This is a genomic window from Streptomyces coerulescens, assembly GCF_042657965.1.
Taxonomy (GTDB): Bacteria; Actinomycetota; Actinomycetes; order Streptomycetales; family Streptomycetaceae; genus Streptomyces; species Streptomyces coerulescens.
Window position 1 is genome coordinate 135,733 of the sequence record NZ_JBHSKM010000050.1, and the last position, 12,863, is coordinate 148,595.

The window sequence follows — 12,863 nt, forward strand, 5'->3', positions numbered from 1 at the left end:
CAAGAGGGTACCGAGGCCTGGTAGAGCCGTTGTAACGCCACCCTCGTGTGAAACACAGACTAGTCCAGCATCGCATACGTGTTCGATCCCTCGATGGGGTGAAGTACATATCACGTTCCCTTCCAGGCATGAACCATTTAGGCTCCGGGCACGTCCTCATGAACAAACCGGCAAGCCAGCCGGAAGGACCGACCTTGACCAACAGCGCGAAACCGTAAGCACGACACCGGCGCAATACGGCACATTCGCCGCCAAACCGGCAGCAGCCGGCCACCTCAGAAAAATTTCTCTCTGGGTGAAGCCCCGAGCGGGAACGTTTTGGGGCTGGTTGGATGTTGACCCTGGTACGACAGCTCGTCGAGCTAGAGAAGAGGCGACGTGACTACTGTTCTGACCCCCGCGAGCCCGCTGACGGCCGCTGACCGCTGCGACCGTTGCGGCGCCCAGGCGTACGTGCGCGTCGTCCTGCTCAGCGGCGGAGAACTGCTCTTCTGCGCCCACCACGGCCGCAAGTTCGAGCCGGAACTCAAGAAGATCGCCGCTGAGATACAGGACGAGACGGAGCGGCTCACGTCCGTTCCCGCATCGGCGTCCGACGAAGAGCGCTGACACCTCGCGTCAACGACGAGCCAGCTCCGGCACAGGCCGGTCGACGGGCGGCTGCCCCTGACATCAGGGGCGGCCGCCCGCGCTCGTATCCCGCGAGGCCTCAGCCGCCCGCCGAGCGCTTCCGAGCTCCGGCCCGCCACCCCATGGCACGTACGACCTCGGACACCCGTGTGTACACCCCGGGACTGCCCGCGCGCCCGCACCCGTTCCCCCAGGACACGAGCCCGATCAGCTTTCCGTGAGCGACCAGCGGTCCGCCGCTGTCCCCCTGACAGGCGTCCCGGCCACCCGTGTCCTCCCCCGCGCAGAGCATGCTGCCCGCCAGATATCTGCCGTCACCACCGCCCGGATACGCCTGCCTGCACAGTGCGTCGGGCAGGACGTGCACCCGGGCCGCCCGCAGCCCGCGCGGATAGTCGCCCGCGCCCGTGACGTCCCCCCAGCCGTAGACCAGGGCCTGCGTCCCCGGTACATAGGCGGGATCGCCGGCGCCCGCCATCCCGATCACCGCACTGGCGGGAAGAGCCTGCGCGAGCGTCACCACGGCGAAGTCGCCGCTGTTGCTGCCCTCGTCGTAGTCCGGGTTCACCCAGGCGCCCCGGACGGGAATCTCCTGTCCCCGGCCCGACAGCAGGTCCGAACGGCCGGTGATGACCTTGAGGTCCCGCACCTGCTCCAGCGACGTCCCCAGGACCTCCTCACCCAGACAGTGGGCCGCGGTCAGCACGGTGGACCGGCCGACCGCCACACCTACGCAGAACTGACCGGCCCGCGTACCCCCGAACCGGTCACGGCTGGACAGCGCGACGGTCCAGGGACTGGCGGACACATCGACCGGGAATCCACCTACGACGACACTGTCGGCGGCCACGGGGGCTGCGGACACCAGCGGTATGGCGGTCGCCACAGCCGCCATGACCAGCGGCCGGGCCAACGCCCGGGCAAAGGGACGGCGCATGGCGCTCCTCACTCTCGGGTGGTCGTGGAAAACCCAGAGTGAGTCAGCCCGCCGCACCCCGCACCCGCGCGCCGAAGCCGAAGGCCCGGCCCCACTCGGGGACCGGGCCTTTCGCTTCGCGGGAAACGCGTCGTGCGTGTGCGACCTAGTCGAGGTAGTCGCGCAGCACCTGGGAACGCGACGGGTGGCGCAGCTTCGACATGGTCTTCGACTCGATCTGGCGGATGCGCTCGCGCGTCACGCCGTAGACCTTGCCGATCTCGTCGAGGGTCTTCGGCTGACCGTCGGTGAGACCGAAGCGCATGGAGACGACGCCCGCCTCGCGCTCGGACAGGGTGTCGAGGACCGAGTGCAGCTGCTCCTGCAGGAGCGTGAAGCTGACGGCGTCGGCCGGGACGACGGCCTCGGAGTCCTCGATGAGGTCACCGAACTCGCTGTCGCCGTCCTCGCCCAGCGGGGTGTGCAGGGAGATGGGCTCACGGCCGTACTTCTGGACCTCGATGACCTTCTCGGGGGTCATGTCGAGCTCCTTGGCCAGCTCCTCCGGGGTGGGCTCGCGGCCCAGGTCCTGGAGCATCTGGCGCTGCACGCGCGCGAGCTTGTTGATGACCTCGACCATGTGCACCGGGATACGGATGGTGCGGGCCTGGTCGGCCATGGCGCGGGTGATCGCCTGACGGATCCACCAGGTGGCGTACGTGGAGAACTTGTAGCCCTTGGTGTAGTCGAACTTCTCGACCGCGCGGATCAGACCGAGGTTGCCCTCCTGGATGAGGTCCAGGAAGAGCATGCCGCGGCCGGTGTAGCGCTTGGCCAGGGAGACCACCAGACGGAGGTTGGCCTCCAGGAGGTGGTTCTTGGCGCGGCGGCCGTCCTCGGCAATGATCTCCAGCTCGCGCTTGAGCTTGGGGGCGAGCTTGTCGGCGTTGGCCAGCTTGTCCTCGGCGAACAGACCGGCCTCGATGCGCTTGGCGAGCTCGACCTCCTGCTCGGCGTTGAGCAGCGGGACCTTACCGATCTGCTTGAGGTAGTCCTTGACCGGGTCGGCGGTGGCACCGGCGGCCGCGACCTGCTGCGCGGGCGCGTCGTCCTCGTCCTCGTCGGAGAGGACGAAGCCGGCGCTCTCGGCGCCCTCGGGCTCGTCGCCGGCCTTGCCGGGCGCCGCCTCCTCGAGAGCCTCGTCCTCGAGAATCTCGGCGTCGTCCTTCTTGGCGGTCGTCTTCTTGGCAGCGGTCTTCTTCACTGCCGTCGTCTTCTTCGCCACCGCCTTCTTGGCGGTCGTCTTCTTGGCAGCCGCCTTCTTGGCGGGGGCGTCGTCCTCGACGGCGGGTTCGGCGGTGGGCGCCGCGGGCGTGGCGGTGGCGGTGGCCTTCTTGGCGGTCACCGTCTTCGCCGCGACCGTCTTGGTGGCGGTGCGCTTGGCCGGACTCTTCGCTGCGACGCTCTTTCGGGTGCGCTTGGGCTCCGCGGCACTGACCATCAGCGTCACACCCTCTTCCTCGAGGATCTGGTTGAGGCTGCGCAGTACGTTCTTCCACTGAGTGGCCGGAATCTGGTCGGCTTCGAAGGCCCGACGCACATCGTCGCCGGCGATCTGCCCCTCAGCCTTTCCCCGCTCGATAAGAGCCATGACAGAGACGGACTCGGCGATCTCCGGCGGGAGCGTACGGGATGTGCTGGCCGACACGAACAACCTCTCGGAACGTTGAAAAACGGCTTCCGGCCCCGTCCACAGCGGACAGGAGCCGACCACCGGCCTGGGGATTGGACCGACGGTGCGGGCGGGGGCCGGGAAGATTCACAGCGCCTTGAACGGCGTCCGTATTCCCTCCGCGGCTGTCACCTCTTAGGTCATCGCGCTGTTTCCCCGAGTGTTACGCCCAATCTGCGTGGCCCGAGTCACATCCCGTAACCGATCAAAAGCACGCAGACACGGACAGAACCGGTCGCCAGCTGCTTGTCCCTTGCACTGTACGGCGATTCCGCCGTCCCTCGCACCGTCGGACCCGCAGGATCCGCGCGGGATCCTGCGGGTCCGACGGGAGGGGGTGCGCAGACCGGGAGCGCCACAGGAGGGGGAGGCGTCCCTGGCCGCGCCACCCTGGCGCGCGGTCAGTGCTCGCGGGGTGCGGGCACCACGCGCTCCACCTCGGGGTGGACGGTGAGCAGCTGACGCATCGCCGTCTCCGCGGCCGCCCCGTCGCCGGTGGCGAGGGCGTCGACGATCCTGCTGTGCTGCGCCAGCGAGGTCTCGTTCGGCCGGTCACAGCCGGTCACGGGCCCGCCGGAGACCTGGAGGGCGGCCGACACGATGCCGGAGAGATGCTCCAGCATGCGGTTGCCGGCGACCTGGATGAGCAGCGAGTGGAACTCGGTGTCGGCGCGGGAGAAGGTGAGCACGTCACCCTGCCCCATCGCGTGGCTCATGATCTCGACCATGTCAGCGAGCCGCTGCTGGACGTCGTCGCGGCCGTGCCCGGCGGCGAGGCGGGCGGCGAGCGGCTCGATCGTCCAGCGCAGCTCGCTCAGCTCCCGGCGCTGGTCGTCGCGCTGCGGTCCGAAGGCCCGCCACTCGATGATGTCCGGGTCGAGAAGGTTCCAGTCGCTGACGGGGCGCACGCGCGTGCCGACGTTCGGGCGAGCACTGACCAGGCCCTTGGCCTCCAGGACGCGGAGCGACTCGCGGACGACGGTGCGGGAGACCTCGAAACGCTGGCCGATCTCCTCCGGCACCAGCGGGCGGTCGGCGCCCAGGTCTCCGGAGACGATCATCTGGCCCAGCTGTTGGACGAGTTGGCCGTGCAGCCCGCGTCCGCGGCTGCCCGCGGCGCGCCGGCCGACCCGGCCCAGCTCCGGCTCCGCGTTCTCCCAGGCGGGTGCTCCGACGCGGTCGGCGACGGACGCCTCGGCGTAGGGGTAGCGGTCGAGATCGCCCGGGCCGGCGAGACCGGAGTCGGCGGCGCGGGCGGCGGTCATCATGGTGTGCGCAAGGGTACTCACGGATCCTTTGTCGGCGCCCTCCTCAACTCCCTTGAGGTCTTTGGTGAAAAGCACACGAAAGGGTGATCGCTCACCCCGTCGCAATTGACGCCTTATCGGAAAGAAATGGGCTTTCCCCGGGGAGTTGCGAGCACGACGGATCAGGGAACGGCACGGACGGTCGTCATCGGACCCTGCTCCGCAGAGTCGTGAACAGATAGGCGCAGAGCAGAGCGACCAGTGACAACGTCATTGCGCCGCCCACGGGTTGACCCACGACCCGCGCGACTGCCGCGAGATACCGCTCTCCCCCGAACGGCCACTGCGACAGGAGCACCTCCCTCAGCCGCAGCGGAAATCCGGCCGCCGTTCGCACAGACGGTCCTTCCACGATCTTCTGTACGAGCGGTACGACGACGATGGGCACGGTGACCACCGCGGCGAGCCCTGCCGTGGTGGAGCGGAAAAGACCGGCGGCGAGCACGCCGGCCCAGGCACAGCCGACGACGAGTGCGATCCAACTCGCGCTCAGTGAAAGCCAGTCGGCGGGAACTTCCGCGAGCTCCCGTCCGTAGACGAGATAGAGCATCTCGATGTCGCAGCCCACGGTGAGGACGGCCAGCGCCAGGGCGGTGACGGAGGCGACGAGGAGCTTCGCGGCCAGCAGCCCCAGCCGACGGGGGACGGTGCCGCGATCCGCCGCCAGGGCGGGATGGCGGAACTCGTCTCCGAACGCGATCGCCCCGAGCAGTCCGGCCCCCAGCGCCGCCGGCGGCAGCGGCAGCTCGCGCGGCCATGCGACCAGCAGGCGCGCATGCGGCGTGTGCCCGATGCGGGCGAGCACCACGGCCGTGAGTGCGGACACCACGAGCACGACACCCGAGGTGACGAACCCCGTGCTGACCCCGAGTGCCCGGCGGAGCTCGTAGCGGAGAGGGCGCAGGGGGCTGGGGGCGGGGCGGACGGAGATGGGGGGCGGGAGGTCGGGGAGGTCGTGGGCGGGGTGGTCGGACGTACGTGATCCGGCGTCCCGCGCCGCAGCCTCGCCCTCGGTCCCGTGCCGGCCCTCGCCGGAGTCCTCGCGCGCTGCGATCCCTTCCTGCCCCTCGCCGGGCCGCTGCGACGTCTCCGAGGCCGATGGGAGATCACCGGCCGGGGTTCGCCGCTCGCCCCGCCTCGGCGCTGCGGCCCTGCGCCGACGGCCGGCACCTCGGGCATCGGCCGCGGGCGCTTCAGCGCCGCCGCGCGCCCGGGGCTCCTCGCTGCCCCGCGCCTCGAACGAGTCGGGGTCCGTCTCGGGCCCCGGCCCCATGTCGCCGATCTCGTCGGCGAGTTGGTGTACGAGGATGCCGTTGCGGAAGGCGATCTCGCCGACATCGGCGCAGCTACTGCCGTACACCGAGAGACGGTTGCCGCTCTCGCGCACGACCTCGACGGAACGGTGGGCGGTGCGTGCCTGCTTGCCGAGCAGGGTGGCCAGGCGCGAGGCGTGCGGGGTACGGACGGCGACACGTGGGCGCAGCCGGGTGCGGGCGAACTCGGAGGCGTCCTGGTCGGCGACGAGCCTGCCCCGCTCCAGCGTGACGACCCGGTCGGCGTTGCGTGCGGCTTCCTTGGGGTCGGCCGTGGTCAGCAGGACCGTGCCGCCCTGGGTCGCGTGTGCGCGCAGCGCGCCGTGCAACCAACGGCGCTCGCGGGTCGTGAGCCCGGCCGCGGGGTCGTCGAGCACGAGGGTGTGCGGGTCGGCGAGGAGCGCGCAGGCCAGACCGAGGCGGCGGTCCATGCCGCGAGAGAGGGTGCCGAGGCGTTCGTCGCGCAGGCTCACGAGGCCGACCGCCTCCAGGACCTCGTCCGCGCGACGGCCCGGCACACCCGTCGCGGCGCACAGCATGCGCAGATGACCGCGCACCGAGCGCGCCGGATGCCCGGGAACGTCGCCCAGAAGCACACCGACCTCGCGTGACGGATGCGCCATGCGATGCAGGGGGCGGCCTCTGAAGAAGGTGATGCCACGGCCCTGTTGGAGTTCGAGCATGAGTCTGAGCGCCGTCGTCTTGCCCGCTCCCGCCCCGCCGAGCAGCGCGGTGACACAGCCCGCCGGCGCCTCGAAAGACACGTCGTCGAGGGCGGGGGGAAACTCCTTGCGAGGGTTGCTGGTCAGTCCGATCGCCTGGATCACCCGCAGCAAGATAGCGCGCTATGTCCGTTTTTTCCGGTAGGGCAAGGCCCTCTCGGCCGACGGTATTCCGCCCGGTCAGCCATCTGAGCGGCCACCTGTTCGCTTCGGCTCCGGGCCGGGCCGTCTCGGACCGCCTGAGGACCGGCGTTGCGCCCCCTCGCGCCTCAGACCTCGGGGCGCAGCATCGGCGGGTTGAGCAAGGTCGCACCACCGGCTCGGAAGAGCTGGGCGGGGCGGCCGCCCTGACGGGTCGTGGTACCGCCGGTGGGGACGAGGAAGCCTGGCGTGCCCGTCACCTTGCGGTGAAAGTTGCGCGGGTCGAGCGCCACACCCCACACCGCCTCGTAGACCCGGCGCAGCTCCCCGACGGTGAACTCGGTCGGGCAGAACGCCGTGGCCAGCGACGAGTACTCGATCTTGGAGCGAGCACGCTCCACACCGTCGGCAAGGATCTGTGCGTGGTCGAAGGCGAGGGGCGCGACCGGTTCGCCGTCACGCCCGTATCCGCCCTGCTGCAACAGCTCGTCGACCGGTGCCCAACGGGCGTTGCTGGCGTCGCCGCCCGCGCGCGGCGCCGGCAGATCCGGGGCCAATGCCAGGTGGGCAACGCTCACCACCCGCATCCGCGGATCCCGCTTGGGGTCACCGTAGGTCGCGAGCTGCTCCAGGTGCGCACCGTTGTCCTGCGCGGGGGCTGCGGGCTCATGTGCCCGCAGCCCGGTCTCCTCGGCCAACTCGCGCGCGGCGGCCTGCGACAAGTCCTCGTCCGCCCTCACGAACCCGCCCGGCAGTGCCCAGCGTCCCTGAAACGGCGGTTCGCCCCTGCGCACCGCCAGCGCGCACAAGGCGTGGCGGCGCACGGTCAGCACGACCAGGTCCACGGTTACGGCAAAGGGCGGGAAGGCTGACGGGTCGTAGGGCATGCGGCGATCATAGTCGTCTGCCTGACGATAAACACTCCCTTCGTCGACCCCATCGTCCGTTGATCCAAGTTGATCCACTTCGGTCCGGCATGAGGTGCACCGGCCTCTGACGTGGCGCGTCCTGCTGTGCGCCGCCGCGCACGGTCACGCCGTCCGGCGGTTGACGGCATGTCGTCCGGCGTGCCCGGCTGTGGCACCTGCCGTGTGATGTCGCTTCGTACGCCGCGCTCGGTCAGCACACGTGTCGAATGAGGTCGCGCCCTGCGTCGTGCGGGACCGCGTCGGGTGAGGTGCGAGGTCATATCGGGCGCTGTGCGAGGTCACGCTCGCAGTTGCAACCCGTCGGCTGCCTCCTCGACCATCGCGAGACCCAGTCGGCTGACCCGTACCGAGAAGGGGGCCCCGGCGACCCGAAGGCCGGTCAGGACGATCTCTCCGAGCGGCGCACCGCGCATGGGCCGCAGCGTGACCGCCCCTGCCGGAGCGTCCGGGCGTATGCCGGCGAGGGTGGTCAGGAGCAGTACCCCGGCTGCCGCGGACGTGGCCGCCGGGCGGCAGGCCGCCGGATGCGGGAGGGGAGCGCTTCCTCGGGTGCGTGCCTCCCCCGCGTACATGTCCGGGAGCCGGTTGCCGAACGCCTCCGCGGCCGCCAGTACGCCCCGCAGCAGTGCGCTCGCCTCCTTCTCGTATCCGGCCGCGGCGAGTCCGGCCACGGCGACCGCCGTCTCATGGACCCTCACGGCGCCGCTGCGATGACCGAACGGGTTGTACCCCGCCTCCTTCGCGCTCAGCCCACGCAGCCCCCAGCCCGAGTCCATGGTCGGGCCGCCGAGCAGCCGGGCGAGCTGCTCGGTCTGCACTTTGTCGAGCAGACCGGGAGCGAGTTCTCCCCCGCCCAGCAGGCCGGTGTCGAGCAGGTGGGCGGCAGCCGCTCCCAGATACGGCACCGGGCGTCCGTCCGGGGTCCGGGCGGCGGCGGGCCTGCCGCCACCCAGGTCGTCGATCCAGAAGTCCGCCCGGAACGCCGACCGCAATTCCCCGGCCCACTGCCGAAGCCCGGCACCGCCCGATCTGCCGCAGGCGTCCAGCAGATCTGCGCCGAGCAGTGCCGCGCGGTGGGCATGAGCCTGGGTCTCGCAGCGGACGGGACCGCCGGGGTGCGGGTCCGGCAGATAGGTGCCGTCGCCGACCATGGCCCGTAACCGGCTCAGGCATCGCTCGGCCGCCGGCAGGAGTTCCTCGACCTCCTGCTCGGGCAGCCCCCAGCGTCGGGCCTCCGCGAGCAGCGCGGGGAAGAGCAAGGTGGCTTCCGTGCCCGTGCAGCTCGGCGGCAGATGCGTGCCCGCGTCGCGTCGAGGTCCGGGGATCGCGCCGGACTGCGGTCCCTTGTCCCGGAGTTGGGTGCGGGCGAGGGTACGCAGCGTGCCCGCGGCGAGCCGGGTCCCCAGGGGCAGGGCCATCCGCGCGGCGGAAAGGGCCTCGGCCGGTGCCAGACCGCAGCGCCAGGGCGCCCCGGCGGCCAGAAGGGTGTCGGACGGGTGGGTGGGATCACGCAGGAGCAGGCCTTGGAGGTCCTCGATGCTCGTCCGCAGCAGCGCCTCGATTCTTGGATCGTCACCTGCCGCCTGTACCGGTGCCAACGGGCTGGTCGCCGCCCGACCCACCGCGCGCAGGGCCCCGGCTCCGTCCGGCCGCACCCTCAACTCGATGTTCGCCACCCCTCCGGGAGGCAGCTCGAACTCCCAGCGCAGCAGTCCTGCCGAAGCCAGTGCGTCGGTGGGCGGCGGGTCGGCCGTGACCATCGAGTTTCCCCGGCCGGACGACCACCGCAGGCCTGAGTCATGAACGCTGGCGGGGAGTTCGGGTCCTGCGTTGCCGGATGCAATGGCACCGAGGTCGGCCAGGTCCGTGGCCAGTGCGACCTCGACCGGCAGCCGAAGCGGTCGAACGGCAGCACTGCGCAGGGTGATCCGCTCAGTACCGTCCGCGTGCCGGGTCCGCTCGACGATGACGTCCGGGTCGGGGCCGGCCTGCGGTGAGCTGCGGAGCGTGCCCACGAAGCGGACGGAGTCGGCCGCGGTCCTCCGGGCCTGCAACGCGAGCGGTTCACGTCCGGCCACGCGAATCTGGCAGCGAGAAAGCACCCGTCGACCCGCACGATAGAAGCCGTCGAGGCCATGGCCGGTCAACTGACCCTGGTCCGTGGAGATCGCGAGGCCTGGCAGAGCCACGCAGATCAAGGCCGTGTGGGTGGGGGGCAAGGCGGCGGAGGGGCGTGCCGGGCTGCTGTGTGGCGAGGGTGAGGGGCTCGGACTCGTCGGCCTCGTCGGACTGGTCGGCCTCGTCGGACTGGTCAGCCTCGTCGGACTGGTCAGCCTCGTCGGACTGGTCGGCCTCGTCGGACTGGTCGCCTGCTGAGGGAGCTTGGTGTGTAGTTGCTGATCGGCCGGCGGTGGTGAGGGCCATCCCTCGACGGTCGACGTCGGCCAGTCATTGGGGGACGGCCGGGACGAGCCTTGGCCGGTCTGCTGGGCAGTCCGGGGAGCAGCGCCAGGAACACTGAGCGATTGCTGCACCCCACCGCTCGGGGCGCGGGGCGGACCCGTGTCCTGCCGTTGGGACGGCACCGGCCCGCCGGCCGTCGAGCGGTCATCGGCGGCCGACGAGGTCGGCATCGGCTGTGGCATGGTGCGGCTTCCTCTGCGCTCATAGTGCCGCGGGCGGGTGCGGCGCCGGCCGGGGGATGCGGAGTGACGGGGGCGGTTCGGCGGCACGGCCGGTGCAGGCGTTCCGCCACTCAGGTGAACGGGGAGGGATCCCTCCAGGTCACGCCCGCTATGGAGTAAGCCCGGCGCGCCGGAATCTCGTTCAGCTCGGCAACGCTCCTCAGTGCTGGGTTCGCGCCGGTTCACGCCTCCCGCTCCCCACCCGCACTCTTGGGAAGCACCCCGTCGGGACGGGCCCCGCTCCGACGCACTGCTCCCTGCTTCGGGGCGCGCGGAGCTGTGCTTTTCACCTCCCTCGGTGCAGTGCTTTTCGCCGCGCGTGCTGGAGTGCTCTTCGGCGCGTGCGATGCAGAGTCGTTCGCCGTGTGCGATGCAGAGTCGTTCGCCGTGTGCGATGCAGAGTCGTTCGCCGTGTGCGGCGCAGAGTCGTTCGCCGTGTGCGGCGCAGAGTCGTTCGCCGTGTGCGGCGCAGAGTCGTTCGCCGTGTGCGATGCAGAGCTGCTCGCCGCGTGCAGCTCAGAGTTGGTCGCCGCCTGCGACGGAGAGCTGCTCGCCGAACGCGGCCTGTTGCCCTTCGCGGTGCGCGACCTCACATCCCTCGACACTCCCGACGCGTTGCCGCCAGGCCGCGCGGCCTCCGGATGCGACCGAGGCGCCGTTCGCGCACGTGCAGCGCTCGCCCCTCGCTTTCGCACGATGGCCCTCGCGACATGAGAGAAGCCGCCGGAAGAACCCGCGGAGTGCCGGAAGCCGCCGGCCGAACCCGCAGAGTGTCGGGTCCGGCGCCGATCCCCCAGGTCAGACGTCGACGCGTGCTTCACCACCTCACGCCGGGCCGATCCATCCGTCGGATCCTCGACATCCCCGGACCTGTCCTGCCACCCTTCATCTTCATCCCCTGCCTGCTCACGTCGCGCGCGTTCGTTTCGCAGGCAGCGGCGGATCGACTCGGGGTCCAGCCCCTCGTTGCAGGCCTGGTGCAGAAGACGGGCGAAGAGATAGTCGGTGTCGGCGCCCAGAGCCAGGGCGAAAGCCTCGCGGGCCTCCACCTCGTCCCCGGTGGACCAGGCGACCCAACCGGCCAGGGTGAGGGGCGCAGCGCCGTGCTCGCGGTACGGCCCGACACAGCGGCGGGCCAGTGCGCGCCAGAGCCGTAGGGCAGGCGGTGCCTCGTCGCCCTCCATCCACTCGGCCAGGCGATCGCGCGTCACACGGTCCTGCAGGCCCAGAATGAGCCTCGCGGCTTCGTCATGATCGAGCAGGGCGTCGTCACGGAGATCCGCGGTGACGGTTCCGGACAGGGCCGGGGCCGCCGCGAACCGGTTCCGAAGCCGATCGGCCAGATCCAGCGTTTCCTCCGCCACGCCTGGGCGTTGTTCGTCGTCAAGGATCCTGGGGACCAGCGTCATTCCGCCCCTGTCCAGGGCGCTCTCCTGTTCGAGGGCTGCGGCGGTCTCCCAGGGCAGCAACCTGGCCCGCAGCTCGCTCAGGGTGCCGCGCACCTGCACTCCGGCGTAAGCGGCCGCAGCCGCCAGCACCGACGTACCGGGCAGGCCCATCGGTCGGCCCTCGGCGGGGCAGCACTCCGTGCGGTCGCAGCAGTACGACCAGAAACGGCCGCCCGAGATGCACAGGGCCTCGACCACCGGCACATCCAGGCTGCCGCAGGCGAGGCGCATCTTCTGGGCGAGCGGCCGCAGCCGTTCCATCACCTGCCGTCCCGTCTCGCCCGGGGCCGGCTCCTGGCAGAGGAAGGCGACGATCTGTTCCGGCCGGGCTCCCCTGCGCTCGCTGCCCGTCACCAGACCGTGGGCCAGCTGTGTGGCCGCGGAGTCCCAGTCGTCCCCGCTCGCCGGGATGCCGAGCCGCGCACGGCCGCCGAACCGGCCGCGGCCGTCCTTGTCGTGCAAGGCGGCGAGCACCATGCTGTCCTCGGGGCGATAGCCGAGGAGATACGGCAGGGCGTCGGCCAGTTCGGCCGGGGTGCGCAAGGTGACCTGGTGCTCGGGCAGCTGCGCTTCGTACGCCGGGTAGTCGAGTGGGTTGCCCCGCCGTACGCCTGCTGGACTCTCGTCGTGCCCGCCCCGCATTTCACGCGCGTCGTTCGGGTCGGTCGCCCGAGGCGCGAGGGGCTGCTCCTGGCCTGCGGTTTCGTCGTTTTCGGGGGATCCGGTGGCTTCGCTGTGGTTCGTCATGCGGAGACGATCTCGCGGATCTTGAGACTCCGCTTTGCCCTGTGGATAACTCCGACCAGGGACACGACAACTTTGGAACGGGCGAGGCGGCCCGCGCCTCGACTCCGCCCTCCGCCCTCCGCCCTCCGCCCTCCGCCCTCCGCCCCCGATCGTCCGCCCGCCCCCTCCGCCCCGGACACCCGACCAGTCGGGCCTCGGATCCCGACCCCGCCCGCACACCCGACCCGCCCCGCCCACACCCGACCCGTCCGGCCCGCACACCCGACCCGTCCGGCCTCGGATGTCAGTGCCGTC

At 71.0% G+C, this 12,863-nt stretch carries 9 protein-coding genes; 2 read left to right on the plus strand and 7 right to left on the minus strand.

From position 1 onward, the window contains the following. The first annotated feature begins 378 nt into the window (after window positions 1–378). Window positions 379–609, plus strand: coding sequence for a DUF7455 domain-containing protein (locus ACFPQ9_RS42895; RefSeq protein WP_380865525.1), 231 nt, complete (start codon window positions 379–381; stop codon window positions 607–609). 100 nt (window positions 610–709) lie between these two features. Here ACFPQ9_RS42895 and ACFPQ9_RS42900 read toward each other — a convergent pair whose 3' ends face one another. The 6 genes from ACFPQ9_RS42900 to ACFPQ9_RS42925 all read right to left on the minus strand — a co-directional run bounded on the left by ACFPQ9_RS42900 (window position 710) and on the right by ACFPQ9_RS42925 (window position 9,909). After that, entirely contained in the window at window positions 710–1,567 is an 858-nt protein-coding gene (locus ACFPQ9_RS42900; RefSeq protein WP_380865527.1) for a S1 family peptidase, read from the minus strand. A 145-nt stretch (window positions 1,568–1,712) separates the two neighbouring features. Beyond that, entirely contained in the window at window positions 1,713–3,254 is a 1,542-nt protein-coding gene (locus tag ACFPQ9_RS42905; RefSeq protein ID WP_380865529.1) for an RNA polymerase sigma factor, read from the minus strand. Window positions 3,255–3,679: 425 nt separating this feature from the next. Continuing rightward, on the minus strand, window positions 3,680–4,567 hold the full coding sequence (locus tag ACFPQ9_RS42910; RefSeq protein ID WP_380865530.1) for a FadR/GntR family transcriptional regulator: 888 nt from the start codon (window positions 4,565–4,567) through the stop codon (window positions 3,680–3,682). A gap of 163 nt (window positions 4,568–4,730) precedes the next feature. Further along, the gene (locus ACFPQ9_RS42915; RefSeq protein ID WP_380865531.1) at window positions 4,731–6,725 is read right to left on the minus strand and encodes an ABC transporter ATP-binding protein; all 1,995 of its coding nucleotides are present in this window, start codon (window positions 6,723–6,725) and stop codon (window positions 4,731–4,733) included. Between the two features lie 164 nt (window positions 6,726–6,889). Then, window positions 6,890–7,648, minus strand: coding sequence for an NUDIX hydrolase (locus tag ACFPQ9_RS42920; protein WP_380865533.1), 759 nt, complete (start codon window positions 7,646–7,648; stop codon window positions 6,890–6,892). 320 nt (window positions 7,649–7,968) lie between these two features. Continuing rightward, complete coding sequence (locus ACFPQ9_RS42925; RefSeq protein ID WP_380865535.1) at window positions 7,969–9,909, minus strand: glycogen debranching N-terminal domain-containing protein; 1,941 nt, start codon at window positions 9,907–9,909, stop codon at window positions 7,969–7,971. Here ACFPQ9_RS42925 and ACFPQ9_RS42930 point away from each other — a divergent pair. After that, window positions 9,851–10,066, plus strand: a complete 216-nt coding sequence (locus ACFPQ9_RS42930) for a hypothetical protein (protein WP_380865711.1) — start codon at window positions 9,851–9,853, stop codon at window positions 10,064–10,066. The genes ACFPQ9_RS42925 and ACFPQ9_RS42930 overlap by 59 nt on opposite strands. Before the next feature lie 490 nt (window positions 10,067–10,556). On the opposite strand, the gene ACFPQ9_RS42935 is transcribed toward ACFPQ9_RS42930, so the two are convergent. Next, window positions 10,557–12,569: a DUF4192 domain-containing protein gene (locus ACFPQ9_RS42935; RefSeq protein WP_380865537.1), complete on the minus strand. Its 2,013-nt coding sequence runs from the start codon at window positions 12,567–12,569 to the stop codon at window positions 10,557–10,559. Window positions 12,570–12,863: the final 294 nt, after the last annotated feature.

What these genes read in the sequence shown, in the direction of transcription:
- ACFPQ9_RS42900 (WP_380865527.1), bottom strand. Translation starts at nt 1,567, where the DNA reads ATGCGCCGTCCCTTTGCCCGGGCGTTGGCCCGGCCGCTGGTCATGGCG.
- ACFPQ9_RS42920 (WP_380865533.1), bottom strand. Translation starts at nt 7,648, where the DNA reads ATGCCCTACGACCCGTCAGCCTTCCCGCCCTTTGCCGTAACCGTGGAC.
- ACFPQ9_RS42935 (WP_380865537.1), bottom strand. Translation starts at nt 12,569, where the DNA reads ATGACGAACCACAGCGAAGCCACCGGATCCCCCGAAAACGACGAAACC.